Origin of the sequence: Photorhabdus bodei, assembly GCF_003287735.1 — a bacterium.
Classification (GTDB): Bacteria; Pseudomonadota; Gammaproteobacteria; order Enterobacterales; family Enterobacteriaceae; genus Photorhabdus; species Photorhabdus kayaii.
On record NZ_NSCM01000012.1, the window covers coordinates 1 to 16,645 of the forward strand.

A 16,645-nucleotide genomic window follows, 5' to 3' on the forward strand; every position below is an offset into this window, starting at 1 on the left:
TTCCTGTTGTTTTGACTGTTTTTTTCTCGCCTTTTCGCATCCAGCCATAACCGAGTTTAGTGCCTTGAGTCGGGTGAACCGCGTCAAGAAAGAGGATGGGTTCGTCTTTCGCTGTGACTTTAAGATTCTCATAATATTCAATAAATTGTCGCTGTTTTTCTGCGTCGAATTTATGAGGGACGCCACAAGGTTTTTTATAAGAAAAACCCTGACGGTGTAGCCATTTATTCATGCCGGGAATGCTAAAGGTAATATTCCAGAGCTGAGCAACATAGGCCACGATTTCATGGGTGTGATGGAAAAGATGTTGAGATAAGTGATTGATTAAAAAATCAGTTTGTTCTCGGGAAAGCAAACTATCAGACCCTCCATTGTCAGATTTAAGTTTCCCCTGATTGAGGTAATCACCGATATGGCGGTCAACGGTGGTCTGATGGAGTCGCAATGCCTGGGCTATCATGACAGAACTCCACCCTTCAGAAGCCAGAAGGATAGCTTTTATTCTGTCTCGTACTTGACCATCACGAGTGGTGTCGTGAAGACGTTCAAGTTTGATTTTTTGTTCTGATGTAATAAATATTTTCATAGCGAGGATAATGATCTCCATTTCGGATAAAATCAAGCATCTTCAATGATTACGGGTATATTCGGCAATAGGCGAGGGTAATTCACCCATAGATAGCCCTATAATATTGAAATCTTCAGGAAGGTTGAGCAGTTGATAAAAAGCAGGGTTAGCATAAATAAATCTTGACTCGCGATCTCTGGCACCCCAAGGTTCATCGCTTTTATCCCACATCAGCGTTAATTGTGGCGTAATATGATTGGGTTTGTTTCTTATATTTGACATAGTAACTCCTTAATTATTATTAAGTCATTATCTGAATGAAGTGTTTTCTGATTATACATAAAATAACTTAAGCATATAATATAGTACAGTATAACGATCATCCAGCCAAAGATTGGCTGTTTATTAATTTTATTCTGGTATTATCAATACCAAATAATATAAGAAAAAATATTATTTTTTATTGAAAGTGATTTATTTCACCCGTTGAAATTGTACTCACATAACATCGCAATCTGTTAAGATAGATTGTCTTATAAAGATATGAGATATTATGTTGCTATATGTTACATAAAAATTTTTAAATTTGTTATCAAATCGGATCTTAGCGTGATCATTTAACGGTTTTTCTTCTATACATGAATTGAATAAGGCTGCTCATAAAATGCCACGATTTTTCCTAAAATTTTGGCTGTATTGATTGCTATTGATTTTTTATTTGTATGATGTAACCAATTGAGGCTATTTATATTATCAAATCGAGATGAGATGAATAACTCTTTATTATCTTCAATAAGAAAAAAACCGTTTCCTTTTCCATGCTTGTTAACAACCATAGTTGCACCCTCCTCGAATAAGTCATTATGAGACATTGATATTGCAAATAGATCATCACCCTTATTTGTACGTAAATACGGAATGCGGGCCATTTTTATATAACTTTTTTTACTATATTCATCAACTGACGTGTAAAGTGGAATATCGACATAATGTGTCTCAGTACCTACGACAGGCAGCCCATCTCCACTTTTAAGCCACGTAACATTGACATTGAGACATTCACTGATTGCGTCTATGTACTTGGTATTGTTGATTTGCCCCGAAAGAAGTTTCGAAATATAACCCCCTTGCACGCCGATTTTATCGGCTAACTTTATGGGTGTCATTCCTCGTAACTGAAGAGCTTCCTTAAGACATTCGTTAAAGTATTTCATCCGCTTCCAGCATTCCCAAAAATAACTAAACTTTCTGAACAATTAGAGTTCATTTATAAACTTTTTTGTCGTTAGACATAACATTTTCCTATTCGGAGAATATTTGGCTGTACTTGGCAGGGTTTAATGTCTTAGTACAGCTATTTTTAGCATTCCGCGCCAGTGCGGACTCAGGGAAAAAGCTGTAACAACATAAAAATATTAATATGCGAGAGTATGAATATAGCACCTTGAATAACCAAACTGAGGAGAAAAGAAAGGAATGATTGTAAAAGACGACTGGCACCCAGCGGATATTATTGCGGGACTAAAAAAACGAGGAACAACGTTATCTGCTGTTTCAAGAGAAGCAGGGCTTGCATCATCCACTTTATCAAATGCTTTGCATCGTCCGTGGCCTAAAGGTGAACAGCTCATTGCTACTGCTTTGAATCGCGAGCCTTTCGAAATATGGCCAAGCAGATATTCTAAATGAATTAAAATAAACTTCTCGAAAAAAGTTAATGAGAAGAGATTAAATACCTAAAACTTTTCTTGTGGAAAGCCTCAGGTATGATCATCGAATTAAAACAGGGCTATTAACGCCCTGCTTTGTTATTGTGCTAATATTTCTACTAATTTCGTGGATACCTTCTTATTTTATAACGTCAATTGAATTAAACCGTCGATTGCCTTTTCAAGATAGGCACGAGGACAACCCAAGTTTATCCTGATAAACCCTTTCCCCTGATTGCCAAAACTCAATCCCATTGAAACAACTATTTTGGCTTTTTGTAGTAAGGCCCGTTGTAAAGTGTCATCATCCAGACCTAAATTGCGACAATCCAGCCAAGCCAGATATGTACCTTCCGCTTTTGTCATTCGGCACCAAGGAACCGCAGACAAAGCCTGCTCGAACCAGCAACGATTTTCAGCCAGGTAATATTGTAGCTCATCAAGCCAAGCATCCCCATACTGGTATGCTGCTGTTGCCGCAGCCATAGATAGCGCGTTGAAGACATCCAGCCCATGCGCATTCAACCGATCGATAAAGGCACGTCGAAGTTCGGGATCTGGAATGAGAAAGTTTGATATACGGAGTGATGAAAGCCCAAATGCCTTACTTGTCGAGGTAGCGGCAATGACGTTACCATGCCATTCACTCCCCAGATGCAGTATTGAGGTGAATTTCCCCCAAGGCAAAATTAAATCAGCCCAAATTTCATCGGAAATTACGGTCGTACCGTACCTTTTACAAAGCATTAATAACTGGAGCAATTCATCACTATTCCAACATCGGCCCGTAGGGTTGTGCGGATTACATAACAATAGCAGAGGCGGTCTGTGTCGCTCCAACATCTGTTCCAGATGATTATAATCAATTTTATAACCTTCCAGACTTTCAAGAAGCGGGTTTTCAATCACCATCCTGCCATTCATAGTAATAATTTTGGCGAATGAAGCATAATAGGGCCCTTGCACAACGACACCTTCCCCCGGTTTACTGAGCATCTGTATCAGTAAAGCCAATCCGGGTATGACGCCTTCTATCGACGTAAACCAGTCGCGGTACAAGGTCAGTTTATGGCGCCTTGAAAACCAGTCTATTGCCGCCTGGTAATAGCAATCGTCGCGTTCGCTATAACCAAAAATACCGTGGTCAATTCGGGAATAGAGTGTTTGTAAGACCTCTTCCGGGCATTGAAAATCGAAATCAGACACCCACATTGGCAGCAGGTCAGTCTTATTTAAGTGCAAGTGACGATTTAAAAAATCCCACTTAACAGAGCTTGTATTGTGGCGATCGATTATTCGGTTAAAATCAGGCAACTTCACTTTGGATTTCCTTGTTATTCAGGGAGTTTTCCGGCGTGATTTTTGCAATACCGAAACCAGTAAAGCCATAAATGAGAGCCAAGAAGACGGCAGCATAGCACTGGATAGCCCAAGGCAGTAGCTCAAGCGTACTGACACCCAATGTAGTCGCCATGTAAATACCAGCAGCAGTCCAGGGGATCAACGGCTCTATGACAGTACAGCCATCTTCTATTGTTCGTGACAGATTTTTATTATCCAGTCCCATGCGACGATAAGCCCCTTTGAACAGTTCCGCCGGGATAAGGAGAGCCAGCTTTCCGTTACAGGTTGCACCTGTTACCAGAATAGTTGTTGCCAAGGTTGCAGCGATAAGTTGCCCGGTTGTGTGAACAACTTGTAGAAGCCGGTTAATGATGATGGTCAAGGCACCAGTGAGTGCTAAAGCACCGGCAAACGCGAATGCACAAAATGCAAGCAGGATAGTACTCATCATCGAGAACATACCACCACGATTGAGCAGACGGGAGACATCGCTAACGACCCCGGTAATGTTGTGTCCCTGATCAGAAAACATCGAGAGATTGAAACCGTCTATCAACGCATTAAGGCCCTGTTTAAGGGTGAGCCCCTGTAGACCTATTCCAAGCACAATAGCTAATACACAGGCAGCAAGCATGACGGGTATCACCGGACGTTTTGTTATTGCGCCCCACAAAACCAGTATCGGTGGCAAAATCAGCAATAAATTGAAGTGATACAGGCTTTCAAGAGATTGCACGATTTCTGTGACTTTTTCAGGTGTTGCCACATTACCCGTTAAGCTTGTATGACCAGCAATAAAATAAACAATAGCGGCCAAAATAAAGCTGGGAATAGTGGTATACATCAAATGTTGAACATGACTGTAAAGATCAGTATCGGCAACAATGGCAGCGAAGTTAGTTGAGTCAGACAACGGTGAAATTTTATCACCGAAATATGCGCCTGAAACAACCGCTCCGGCGGCCGCGGCCAAAGACACATCAAGGCCAGCGGCGACTCCCATGAGAGCAACCCCCGCTGTTCCGGCTGATCCCCATGACGTACCAGTACAAACCGAGATAACGCTCGTGATAAAGAAAGCAGCAATCAGTATGTATTGAGGGCTAATCAGTTTTAACCCCCAATACATCATGTAAGGTATGGTTCCGCTGAACATCCAGGTCCCAATTAACCCGCCGACACAAATCAGTATCATCATCACCGGCATCGCCTTGGCTAGCTTCGCCACAATCGCATCGATGATGTCATTCCAACGATAACCTTGCCAATATGCCAAGGCTGCTGCTATTCCTGCTGATATGAGCAATAAGGATTCGATGCGTAAATTCAGTTGACCATACCCAATAACCAACAATAAGAGCATTGCTGCGATTGGCAACATAGCGAGTCCCAGATTAAGCTTTTTCTTGTCATCCATATTAAAACCCCAAGTTTCAGATGGGTTGTTGAAACAGAATAGAATAATGAATTTATTTTGAATGAGATGTGACAGAGATTACTTGTTCATGTAATTGGTTTCATGAGATATGAAATGTGATCTGTATATCGCTTTTACACTTATGTGCGACACTTTTTACTACTTGATTACAAAAACGGAATCTCTGATGACAAGTTCGGCTGAGAACATATTCACTTGTGGAGCTATTTCTTTTCCGGCGTTGAGTTGCAATGCCAGATTAGCCGCCCGCTGAGCCATTCGTTCTATTGGATTGTGTACGGTGGTTAAAGGGGGATAAAGATATCGGGCCGGGACAATATCATCAAACCCAACAATCGACAGTTGTTCCGGTAATTTGATTTTCCGTTGATGTAGGGATCGCATCATACCGGCAGCCATGACGTCATTAAATGTTACTACCGCGGTAAAACCAATGCCACTTTCCAAGAGCTTTTCTGCTGCCAGTTCCCCACCTTTTTCGTTGAATGGCACACTAATAACCCAATTGCCAGGTACTGTGATACCCGCATTAGCCATTGCAGCCTGATATCCTTCCAGGCGGAGCCTTCTATTATCAATCGGTAGATCTGCTGTTACACAAGCAATTTTTCGATGACCGTTTTGAAGAAGATAGTTGGTGGCAGCCTGAGAAGCACTGACATTATCTAACCAAATGCACCGGTTGGCGATAGCAGGGAAATATCGATTGATAATCACTAATCCTGGTGTATGCGCTGCATAACGTAATACATCCACATCACTCATCCTACTGACATGCGCTACAATTGCTTCGCATCCCTGATTAATTAAAAAATCTAAGGCAGATTTTTCAAGTTCAGCTTGATATCCCCCACTACAAACCATCAGCTTTACTTCTTCTTGCCGGGCGACTTTTTCAACCCCACGAGCCAAAAGGGAAAAAAAAGGATCAGCCAAATTGCCGGTGAGTAAACCCAACATATGCCCGCACCTTTTCGCTAATGCAAGTGCGGCAGAATTACGATGGTAGTTGAACTCTCGCATAGCTTTCTCTACACGCTCACGAGTACCCGGCTCGACGTAAGCGGTATTATTAATGACACGGCTTACAGTGGCCACGGATACTCCAGCCTGATGTGCTACGTCTTTCATAGTGGTCATGCTCTCACCTCAGAGATGTATGTAAAATAAATCATATCCCAGCTAATAAAAGCGGTTGGAAGTATGAATTGGATTCTCAATATACCGACGATAAAGATCTTAACAACCCAGTCTACGATATGGCTTTGAAAATAAGCTATGAAGCTGATTTACATCACAGATTATTAAGTGACAGAACATACGGAGCACAGGGATCATTCTTAATCCAGCAAAAAATGGTTCATAGATTTAAAGTATTTTGGTGGAATATATAAATCATAATTATTCTTTTCACAAAATAGTTTCAATTCAATAATTGAGCTGATTGATAATTTCTCATAGATACTTTGAAAATACCCTTCCAAGGTACGACCTGATATTTTTATTTCGTCAGCAATACATCGGTTACTAAGGCCGCGGCAGAACAAAAAGATTACTATCCATTCTTTTTCTGTCAATATATTATTAGGCGGTCTAAGCTTAACAGACGTAATTTTATCATTTTTAACATAATGATGTACTGAAAAATGATTTATTTCTTTAACATGACAAATTATTCCAATACATTGATTATTTTCATCCATTAACGGGTATTTTTCACAAAAATAGGGCTTAAGTTGTTGACTATTGCTTTGAAGATGAGCCCCAATCGATGATATTCGTTGCATAGTCTGTAAAACCTTACGGTCATGTTCTTCAAAAAGGTGAACAAGACAATTAAACGGTGTAGGTAATTCTTTAGCAGTATATCCCATAACATCAAAGTGTTCAGGTAATTTACTTAATTTAATAAACTCTTTATTTGCATATATAAAACGAAGATTCTTATCTTTTACAAACCATGATTCATGACTTTTATCCCACATATTTGTTAACTGAGGGGTGATTTGACTCATATATGACCTTCAATAATCATTGAATATATACCCGTCATCTTTCAAGCTGCCTCTTTGTTGGCTGCACTCACTCACCCCGGTCACATAGTTATCTATGCTCCCGGGGATTCGTTCCCTTGCCGTCGCGATGCAACTTGAAATCCATAGGGTATAAATAGAAAAATATTTTAACAATCAGCAAAAATAGCTATTCGCTCTATAGGGATATAGTATTGCTATGATCTCAACAGTATGAGTGGTCCCAGATTAATATTATTCTTAATCATACAGTTTAAACTCCCGTTTCAAATTGTTTGTTACAATAGAGTAACGAATTCATTTTTGATGGAATGTGAGATAAGTTTGATGTTCATGTAACCGGTTTCATGAAGTTTGAAAATGTGATTTATATATCAATTTTTTATCTTGCTTATAACCAAGCATCCGCAATAACCACTAACTTTTTTTGGAATATTTCAATGGATGTTCTTAATATCCCATAAGAGGCTATATGAACATAATCACATCCTAAGAGATCTTCCTTCAGCCAGTGTCGCTATGTCTCCACCACGTTAAACCCCCTGTGGATCTCGTGACGGAGTTCTTCAGAATCTGTCAGACTATCCTCCATTTTTCGTATGAAATGAGCCAGTGAAATCCGTCCCCACCAAAGAGGAGAATGAACAATAGCGTAGTCGTACTATTGTGAGTAAATGAGGGGATAATTGGATGAACGAAAATAATTAGGCATCAAGCTTAAGCTATAAAAATTATGACAAACTATAATGGTAAAATTATTATCTCTATATCACCCTCTATTATGAAACTGTAATTTAAGTTGTGCAATTATCTAGTATTTATATATTCCTTCCAACAACGCAGGCAGGCAGGTAAATTATGAGCGAAAAGAAACTTAAAACACTCACAGCCGAACTGGCTAAGCATCTGAATGACCATTTTTAATCGTGGCGGCAATTATACAGAACTACACACAGACTCTATATATACCTGTCATCCTTCAAGTTGCCTCTTTGTTGGCTACACTCACTCACCCCGGTCACATCGTTATCTATGCTCCCGGGGATTCGCTCCCTTGCCGTCGCGATCCGTCTTGAAATCCATAGGGTATAGTTAATAAGTGGTATCAGCCTTCTTTCTCTAATATCCACTCCCTAGATTAGATACTTTGATTTAGTACATGGTGTATCCATGGCATAAAAATCGCAATCAATTTAAGTTCGGGTGTTTTCCAATACGAACCGTTACAATAGGTAAAATACGAATATTATACACCAAGTTTTAATATTGTGATTACTTTAGCGAATTATCAATAGTATATGAATAATCAGAACATTAATGCACAGGATTATTTATTAATTCAAAATTATCTAATACCTCTAACAATTCAGGCAACAAAATCCAACTAATTATCAACTGAAAGATTTCAGAGTAAGAAAAGTCAATGAGAAAGGAACTCAATGCCTTAAGAGTGTTTAGATCTTTTACCATAATATTAAACTTTTCTATAAAAGTATCTTCTGCTGAAAAAAGGAAATACGACAGTAATACTAAACCGAGTAACCTTTGACGGCGGTTCTTCTTACCCCCACTTATTATCATTTTTACACTTTTTTTACACATCCATTCACTCTTTTATCAGCATCTTTGCATCTCCTTACCTAATCTTTACTATCCAAGTTTTCAGGAGATAAGCAGTGAGCATATTCTTCATTTCCGGCGCGTTATTAGTAGCCCTGTTACTGGTTTATCTGATTTATGCGTTACTCCATGCGGAGGATTTTTAAATGGCCGCCTCCGCTTTTTTATTGATCTCCAGTTTTTTACTGATTCTACTGATGCTGGCAAAACCACTCGGAAACGTTATCGCCAACATGATCGACGGTAATATTCCTCGCGGGCTGACTAAAGCAGAATCTGGCCTTTGGCGTTGCTGTGGCTTACAAAAACCTGGCGGCACAGTCAAAGAAATGAACTGGTGGCAATATGCATTAGCTATTACTATTTTTAATCTAACTGGACTATTGCTGCTATTCACGCTTTTAATCACACAACAAGCTCTTCCCCTTAATCCTGAACATTTCCCCGGGCTCAAATGGGATCTGGCGCTGAATACAGCCATCAGCTTTATCACCAATACTGATTGGCAGGCATACAGTGGAGAAAACACACTAAGTTACTTTAGCCAAATGACAGGTCTAACCGTGCAGAACTTTCTTTCTGCCGCGACCGGTATTGCAGTGGCATTTGCGCTGATACGCGCATTTTCCCGTCATGGCGTCAAAACCGTAGGCAACGCCTGGGTTGATATCACACGTATCACCCTTTATCTGCTATTACCGCTGTCTATGGTTATCACGCTCGTTTTTGTCAGCCAGGGAGTGATTCAGAATTTCGAACCGTATCAATTAGCCCATACCATTGAAGGCCAACCGCGATTGATCCCAATGGGCCCCGTCGCTTCACAGGAAGCCATCAAATTATTGGGCACCAATGGAGGTGGATTCTTTGGGGCTAGCTCATCACACCCCTTTGAAAATCCAACTGCTATCAGCAATTTCATTCAGATACTGTCTATCTTCTTGATCCCTTGCGCACTCTGTTTTGCCTTTGGGCAAGTGGTTGGTGATAACCGTCAAGGGCACACTCTATTGTGGGCAATGAGCATCATCTTTGTCATTGCCACCGTAGGAGTCATGTATGCCGAACTGAAAGGGAATCCCCATTTCAGTCTGTTAGGTGCCAACAGTAATATCAATATGGAAGGTAAAGAGAACCGCTTTGGCATCCTCGCAACCTCAATTTATGCCGTCGTAACCACCGCCGCTTCCTGTGGCGCCGTCAATGCCATGCATGATTCTTTCACTGCGCTTGGTGGCATGATCCCAATGTGGTTGATACAAATTGGCGAAGTCGTGTTTGGCGGTGTGGGTTCTGGTTTATATGGTATGTTACTGTTCGTTCTGCTGACCGTTTTTATCGCCGGTTTAATGATAGGCCGCGCGCCTGAATATCTCGGTAAAAAAATCGAAGTATTCGAGATGAAAATGGTGGCACTCGCGATTCTGGTTACCCCTACACTGGCTCTTTTAGGAACGGCACTTACCATATCCACTGCCAGTGGACGTGCCGGTATTCTGAACCCCGGCGCTCACGGTTTCAGTGAAGTGCTCTATGCCCTCTCCTCCGCTGCCAACAATAATGGTAGTGCTTTCGCCGGCCTCAGTACCAACAACATGTTCTACAACTTGTTGCTAGCCATCATCCTATTTTTGGGTCGCTTTGGCATGATCCTGCCAGTACTTGCTATTGCCGGTTCTTTGGCCGTAAAAAAACGCCAGCCTGCCAGCAACGGTACACTCCCCACCTATGACCCACTGTTTATCAGTCTATTGATTTTGACCATCATGCTAATCGGTGCGTTGACTTTTATTCCGGCTCTGATCCTTGGCCCGGTCATTGAACATTTACAAATCTGGCTAATAGCCCGGTAAGCGCCAAAGAGAGGAATACCATGACCAACAAGCAACAGACATTATTCGAACCTGCTTTGATTCGTAATGCCCTGATTGATTCAGTCAAAAAATGTCATCCGGCTGCACAATGGCGTAACCCAGTAATGTTTGTCGTCTATCTAGGCAGTGGGTTAACCACCATTTTATGGATTGCCATGTTAGCGGGTCAATTTAACGGAAATGCGCTGTTCACCGGTAACATCGCCTTATGGCTGTGGTTTACTGTGCTATTCGCTAACTTTGCCGAAGCACTGGCAGAAGGCAGAAGCAAAGCTCAGGCGGCCAGCCTTAAAGGGGTAAGAAAAACCAGTTGGGCAACTAAACTAAATTCAGCCAATCGTAGTGCAGCCAGAGAGAAAGTCCCTTCTGACAGCCTACGCAAAGGGGATATCGTCATTATTGAAGCTGGTGAAACCATCCCTTGCGATGGTGAAGTTATCGAAGGTGGCGCTTCTATTGACGAAAGTGCAATCACCGGAGAATCTGCCCCCGTTATCCGCGAATCTGGCGGTGATTTTTCCTCTGTGACTGGCGGTACACATGTGCTATCTGACTGGCTGGTGGTCGAATGTTCAGTTAATCCCGGTGAAACTTTTCTTGACCGCATGATTTCAATGGTGGAAGGGGCTAAACGTCGTAAAACCCCAAACGAGATTGCACTGACTATTTTGTTGACTGCTCTAACAATCATCTTTCTATTGGTGTGTGTCACCCTACTGCCATTTTCAATATTCAGCGTGGAGACTAACCAATCTGGTCAACCTATCACTGTCACGGTATTGATAGCGTTATTAGTTTGTCTTATTCCTACCACGATTGGTGGGTTACTTTCTGCCATTGGTGTCGCAGGCATGAGCCGCATGCTAGGTGCCAATGTTATCGCCACCAGCGGACGAGCCGTTGAAGCAGCGGGTGATGTGGATGTGCTGCTACTGGATAAAACCGGCACTATCACCTTGGGAAATCGCCAAGCCTCTCAGTTTCTGCCCGTACCCGGCATAACGGAACAGCAGTTAGCGGATGCCGCCCAACTCTCTTCTTTAGCCGATGAAACACCAGAAGGCCGCAGCATTGTCATTCTGGCAAAACAGCGATTCAATCTGCGTAAACGTGATCTGCACTCACTGAATGCAACTTTTGTACCTTTCTCTGCCATGACTCGAATGAGTGGTGTTAATGTGGAAAACCGCCTGATCCGCAAAGGCGCTGTCGATGCAATCCGCCGCCATATTGAAGTCAATCACGGAAAATTCCCTGAAGCCGTGGAAATTCTGGTACAGACAGTGGCACGTAAAGGAGGTACCCCACTGGTTGTCGCCGAAAATCAACAGGTGCTGGGAGTTGTCGCGCTAAAAGATATCGTAAAAGGCGGCATTAAAGAGCGATTCAGTGAAATGCGCCGTATGGGAATCAAGACCGTTATGATTACCGGCGATAACCGTCTGACTGCGGCTGCGATTGCCGCAGAAGCCGGAGTAGATGACTTTTTGGCTGAAGCTACCCCCCAAGCCAAACTAGCCCTGATCCGCCAATATCAATCCGAAGGGCGTCTGGTCGCCATGACAGGTGATGGCACTAATGATGCCCCTGCTCTTGCTCAAGCCGATGTTGCCGTTGCTATGAATTCAGGCACTCAAGCCGCCAAGGAAGCCGGCAATATGGTGGATCTGGATTCCAACCCAACCAAACTGATCGAAGTTGTCCATATTGGTAAACAGATGTTGATGACGCGTGGCTCTCTGACCACATTCAGTATCGCCAATGATATCGCAAAATATTTTGCCATTATCCCGGCGGCGTTCGCCGTCACTTATCCACAATTAAATGTCTTGAATATCATGCACCTGCACTCGCCTACTTCGGCGGTTTTATCGACAGTTATCTTTAACGCACTGATTATTGTTTTCTTGATCCCATTGGCTCTAAAAGGCGTGAGCTACCGCCCAATGAATGCATCGTCGCTTTTACGCCGCAACCTGTGGATTTATGGTCTGGGTGGTCTGATAACGCCTTTCATCGGCATCAAACTGATAGATATGTTGCTGACTTTGCTGATACTTAAATAAAGGTGATGAAAATGATTTGGTTACGTTCTTCTATTGTGTTGCTGATATTTCTGACACTGATTACCGGCGTAGCTTATCCATTGCTGGCAACAGGTTTGTCAGAACTGATGTTTCCTTATCAAGCACAAGGCTCTATGGTTAAACAAGGTGGTCAACCCGTTGGCTCTGAACTGATTGGTCAACCCTTCACTAAGGCGATCTATTTTCAGGGTCGCCCTTCTGCTACCGTAGATTATCCCTATAACCCCCAATCCTCTGGTGGCAGCAATTTAGCGCCCTCCAACCCGATATTGGATGATGAAATCAAACGTAGAGTTGAACAACTGCGTCAATTTAACCGTCAACCAGACATTCCTGTACCGGTTGATCTGGTCACCGCATCCGCTAGCGGTCTTGATCCTCACATCTCACCCGCCGCCGCTGACTTTCAAGCACAGAGAGTCGCTGATGCACGCCATTTACCGATTAAAGTGATAAAGCGATTAATCAAGGATAATATTGAGCCACCACCATCGGAATTCCTCGGTGAGCCAGTGATTAATGTGTTAAAACTTAATCTTGCCCTTGATAATTTGCACAAGAAAAAACAGTAAGGCTGAACATGGATCAACACGAACCACAGCGCCCTGACCCGGATGAATTACTGACACTGGTTAATGAGAAACAGCGCGGTAAATTAAAAATATTTTTCGGTGCCTGCGCTGGCGTGGGAAAAACCTATGCTATGTTGCAGGAAGCGCAAAGATTGCGTGCTCAAGGGCTGGATATGGTTATCGGCGTGGTAGAAACCCATGAGCGGCAAGACACCGCCGCTTTACTTGATGGTCTGCCACAATTGCCCCTGAAACAGATCCAATATCGACGGCGCAGAATCAGCGTCTTTGATCTTGATGCCGCCATTGCCCGCCACCCAGCCATCATTTTGATGGATGAGTTGGCATTCAGTAATCCTCACACCAACCGTCATCCCAAACGCTGGCAGGACGTTGAAGAATTACTTGAGGCTGGCATAGATGTACTGACTACCATCAACGTTCAGCATCTGGAAAGCCTCAATGATGTTGTGGGGGATATTACTGGTATCCGGGTCAGGGAAACCGTCCCTGATCATATCTTTGATCAGGCGAATGAAATTGTCTTAGTTGATCTGCCCCCAGATGATCTGCGCCAGCGGCTCCATGAAGGTAAGGTCTATATCCCTAGCCAGGCAGAACGCGCCATTGAACATTTTTTCCGCAAAGGTAATTTAATTGCATTACGAGAGCTCGCTTTACGCCGGACGGCTGATCGCGTGGATGATCAAATGCGTGCTTTCCGCGACACACAAGGGCATGAACCGGTCTGGCATACCCGTGATAATCTTCTACTCTGCATTGGTAATAGCTCAGGCAATGAAAAGCTCATCCGCACTGCCGCTCGCCTCGCAGCCCGATTAGGCTGTATCTGGCATGCAATTTACGTTGAAACCCCAAAACTGTACCAACTACCCGAAGGTAAACGGCGCACTATCTTAAAAGCACTCAGATTAGCGCATGAATTGGGGGCTGAAACCGCGACACTTTCCGATTCAAACAAAGAAAAAGCGGTATTACGTTATGCCAGAGAACATAACCTCGGCAAAATTCTGATAGGCCGTCGCTGTACCTCCAAACAGAAGCTGTTTGGCTGGCAATGGCGCCCAGGTTTTGCTGACCGACTGGGAAAACTAGGACCAGATTTGGATCTAGTGATTGTCGCATTAGAAGAGCGCAGCCGATGGGATAAAGAACAGGACAACCGCTCTGTCAGTGAAAAATGGCGAGTACAGATTCAGGGCTGCCTGATCGCTATTGCTCTCTGTACACTTATTACCCTGTTCTCCAGAACATTCTTGCTGACCCTTGATAAAGCCAATCTTGTCACGCTTTATCTGCTTGGCGTCGTTATCATTGCGCTATTTTACGGACGCCAACCATCAATCTTTGCCGCTTTCATTAATGTCATCAGTTTCGATATCTTCTTTGTACAGCCTCATTGGTCTCTTGCTGTTACCGATATGCAGTACCTGCTGACCTTTACTGTCATGCTAATAGTCGGTGTCGTTGTCGGAAACCTCACAGCGGGAATGAGATATCAGGCGCGAATTGCCCGTTACCGCGAACAACGAACCCGCAATCTCTACGAAATGACCCGTGAACTGAGCCGGGCGCTGAATGAAGAAGACATTGCCCGTACCAGCTACCATTTTCTTGCCAATGGTTTTCAGGCTAAAACCGGCCTCTTTTTACCCAACGAAGATGGTAATTTATATCAACTCACGACCAATAATGGCGGTCATATGTTGATTGATGATGCCATTGCAAAATGGAGTTTTGATAAAAATCTGCCGGCTGGAGCGGGAACAGATACCTTACCTAGCGTACCTTACCAACTACAGCCTATCGCTACACCTTCTCAGACACTGGCTGTATTAGCTATTGAGCCATCCTATTTGCGCCAATTACTGATCCCTGAACAACAGCGATTGCTGCAAACATTTACCGGCCTGATCGCCAATGCACTGGAAAGATTGCAACTCTCACGCCGGGCAGAATCCGCTAAATTGGATACAGAGCGGGAACAGTTACGTAACTCGCTTCTGGCGGCCCTGTCTCACGATTTACGCACACCGCTGACCGTCCTATTCGGACAAGCGGAAATCCTGATGTTGGATTTATCAGCCGAAGGCTCTCCACATACCAAACAGGTGAATCAGATTCGTCAACAAATTCTCAGCACTTCCCGTCTGGTTAATAACTTACTGGACATGGCGCGTATCCAATCGGGAGGCATTCAGCTCAATCTGGAATGGCAATCGCTGGAAGAGATCGTCGGCAGTACCTTACGTTCGCTGGAATATGCACTCAACCGTCATCCCGTTGCAGTTTCCCTGCCATCCGATTTACTATTGCATTGTGATGCCAGTTTACTGGAGCGGGTATTTGTCAACCTGTTGGAAAATGCAATCAAATATACCGATGAGCAAATACCACTAGGTATTAAAGCAACAACAGAAAAAAATCAAATTCATATTGAAGTTTGGGATGCAGGTAAAGGCATTCCGCCGGAACAAGAACAATTAATTTTCGATAAATTCTCCCGCGCTCGCAAAGAGTCTGCTATTCCAGGAGTGGGCCTTGGATTAGCAATTTGCCGGGCAATTATTGAAATCCACCAAGGAAAGATTTGGGCAACCAATAACGAAAAAGGTGGAGCAAGTTTTCACTTTGTTCTACCGTTAGAGAAACCACCTGAAATTATTACTGAGGAGATGTGATTATTACCAACAATAACACCATTTTGATTATTGAAGATGAAAAAGAGATCCGACGCTTTGTTCGACTAGCGTTGGAAGGTAAAGGCTATCGCGTATTTGACAGTGATACGCTGAAATGGGGCCTAATTGAAGCGGGAACCCGCAAGCCTGACTTAATTATTCTTGATTTGGGCTTGCCGGATGGTGACGGTATTAATTTGATCCGTGATCTACGCCAATGGAGCGCAATTCCCGTTATTGTTCTTTCTGCCCGCGATAAAGAAGCGGATAAAGTTGCAGCATTGGATGCCGGCGCTGATGACTATCTGAGTAAACCCTTTGGCATCAGTGAACTATTGGCAAGAGTCCGGGTTGCCTTACGCCGTTTTGCCAGAACTAATAAAGAAGAATCGATCGTTCATTTTTCTGATGTCGTTGTCGATTTGGTTAACCGCCGAATCACCAAAAACGATGAAGAACTGCATCTAACCCCGATTGAATTCCGGTTACTAGGTGAATTATTGGCGAATAGCGGCAAAGTACTCACCCAACGCCAATTACTCAACCAAGTTTGGGGTCCTAATTATGTTGAACACAACCATTATTTACGGATTTATATGGGGCATTTACGACAAAAATTAGAAACCGACCCAACCAGACCAAAACATTTATTGACTGAAACCGGCATTGGCTATCGGTTTATGCCTTAATGCCTGAGA

15 protein-coding genes and 2 pseudogenes are annotated in these 16,645 nt (G+C 43.1%); 7 read left to right on the forward strand and 10 right to left on the reverse strand.

What is annotated here, in order from left to right; translation table 11 throughout:
* The 3 genes and pseudogenes from CKY02_RS09960 to CKY02_RS09970 all read right to left on the reverse strand — a co-directional run.
* Nucleotides 1-586 (reverse strand): annotated as a pseudogene (locus CKY02_RS09960) (IS630-like element ISPlu3 family transposase); the annotation flags it as partial.
* Between the two features lie 57 nt (nt 587-643).
* A pseudogene (locus CKY02_RS09965) lies at nt 644-850 on the reverse strand (PAS domain-containing protein); the annotation flags it as partial.
* A 350-nt stretch (nt 851-1,200) separates the two neighbouring features.
* Nucleotides 1,201-1,782, reverse strand: a complete 582-nt coding sequence (locus CKY02_RS09970; protein WP_112895181.1) for a helix-turn-helix domain-containing protein — start codon at nt 1,780-1,782, stop codon at nt 1,201-1,203.
* 262 nt (nt 1,783-2,044) lie between these two features.
* On the opposite strand from CKY02_RS09970, the gene CKY02_RS09975 reads away from it, so the two are divergent.
* Nucleotides 2,045-2,257, forward strand: coding sequence for a helix-turn-helix domain-containing protein (locus CKY02_RS09975; protein WP_112895182.1), 213 nt, complete (start codon nt 2,045-2,047; stop codon nt 2,255-2,257).
* A gap of 164 nt (nt 2,258-2,421) precedes the next feature.
* Here CKY02_RS09975 and CKY02_RS09980 read toward each other — a convergent pair whose 3' ends face one another.
* The 7 genes from CKY02_RS09980 to CKY02_RS25190 all read right to left on the reverse strand — a co-directional run bounded on the left by CKY02_RS09980 (nt 2,422) and on the right by CKY02_RS25190 (nt 8,694).
* Nucleotides 2,422-3,597, reverse strand: a complete 1,176-nt coding sequence (locus tag CKY02_RS09980; RefSeq protein WP_112895183.1) for a MalY/PatB family protein — start codon at nt 3,595-3,597, stop codon at nt 2,422-2,424.
* The gene (gene nhaC, locus CKY02_RS09985) at nt 3,584-5,038 is read right to left on the reverse strand and encodes a Na+/H+ antiporter NhaC (protein WP_112895184.1); all 1,455 of its coding nucleotides are present in this window, start codon (nt 5,036-5,038) and stop codon (nt 3,584-3,586) included. The genes CKY02_RS09980 and nhaC overlap by 14 nt, the downstream gene beginning before the upstream one ends.
* 159 nt (nt 5,039-5,197) lie before the next feature.
* The gene (locus CKY02_RS09990) at nt 5,198-6,199 is read right to left on the reverse strand and encodes a LacI family DNA-binding transcriptional regulator (protein WP_112895185.1); all 1,002 of its coding nucleotides are present in this window, start codon (nt 6,197-6,199) and stop codon (nt 5,198-5,200) included.
* Between the two features lie 200 nt (nt 6,200-6,399).
* On the reverse strand, nt 6,400-7,074 hold the full coding sequence (locus CKY02_RS09995; RefSeq protein WP_112895186.1) for a helix-turn-helix transcriptional regulator: 675 nt from the start codon (nt 7,072-7,074) through the stop codon (nt 6,400-6,402).
* Between the two features lie 9 nt (nt 7,075-7,083).
* Nucleotides 7,084-7,248, reverse strand: a complete 165-nt coding sequence (locus CKY02_RS24505; protein ID WP_162120195.1) for a hypothetical protein — start codon at nt 7,246-7,248, stop codon at nt 7,084-7,086.
* An 803-nt stretch (nt 7,249-8,051) separates the two neighbouring features.
* Nucleotides 8,052-8,222: a hypothetical protein gene (locus CKY02_RS24510; RefSeq protein ID WP_162120193.1), complete on the reverse strand. Its 171-nt coding sequence runs from the start codon at nt 8,220-8,222 to the stop codon at nt 8,052-8,054.
* A gap of 184 nt (nt 8,223-8,406) precedes the next feature.
* Nucleotides 8,407-8,694 carry a hypothetical protein gene (locus CKY02_RS25190; RefSeq protein ID WP_112895187.1) on the reverse strand — a complete coding sequence of 96 codons (288 nt, stop codon included), beginning with the start codon at nt 8,692-8,694 and terminating at the stop codon, nt 8,407-8,409.
* A gap of 74 nt (nt 8,695-8,768) precedes the next feature.
* Here CKY02_RS25190 and kdpF point away from each other — a divergent pair, with 74 nt between their 5' ends.
* From kdpF to kdpE, 6 genes are read left to right on the forward strand one after another with little or no spacing between them, the layout of a single operon-like run.
* Nucleotides 8,769-8,858 (forward strand): K(+)-transporting ATPase subunit F, encoded by a 90-nt coding sequence (gene kdpF, locus CKY02_RS10005; protein ID WP_041379999.1) that lies wholly within the window; start codon nt 8,769-8,771, stop codon nt 8,856-8,858.
* Entirely contained in the window at nt 8,859-10,565 is a 1,707-nt protein-coding gene (kdpA, locus tag CKY02_RS10010; protein WP_112895188.1) for a potassium-transporting ATPase subunit KdpA, read from the forward strand.
* A gap of 20 nt (nt 10,566-10,585) precedes the next feature.
* Nucleotides 10,586-12,652, forward strand: a complete 2,067-nt coding sequence (gene kdpB, locus CKY02_RS10015) for a potassium-transporting ATPase subunit KdpB (protein WP_112895189.1) — start codon at nt 10,586-10,588, stop codon at nt 12,650-12,652.
* Nucleotides 12,653-12,663: 11 nt separating this feature from the next.
* The gene (gene kdpC / locus CKY02_RS10020; protein WP_112895190.1) at nt 12,664-13,245 is read left to right on the forward strand and encodes a potassium-transporting ATPase subunit KdpC; all 582 of its coding nucleotides are present in this window, start codon (nt 12,664-12,666) and stop codon (nt 13,243-13,245) included.
* An 8-nt stretch (nt 13,246-13,253) separates the two neighbouring features.
* Complete coding sequence (kdpD, locus tag CKY02_RS10025) at nt 13,254-15,947, forward strand: two-component system sensor histidine kinase KdpD (RefSeq protein ID WP_112895191.1); 2,694 nt, start codon at nt 13,254-13,256, stop codon at nt 15,945-15,947.
* Nucleotides 15,944-16,636, forward strand: a complete 693-nt coding sequence (gene kdpE / locus CKY02_RS10030; protein ID WP_193493111.1) for a two-component system response regulator KdpE — start codon at nt 15,944-15,946, stop codon at nt 16,634-16,636. Before kdpD ends, kdpE begins: the two co-directional genes overlap by 4 nt.
* Nucleotides 16,637-16,645 lie beyond the last annotated feature (9 nt).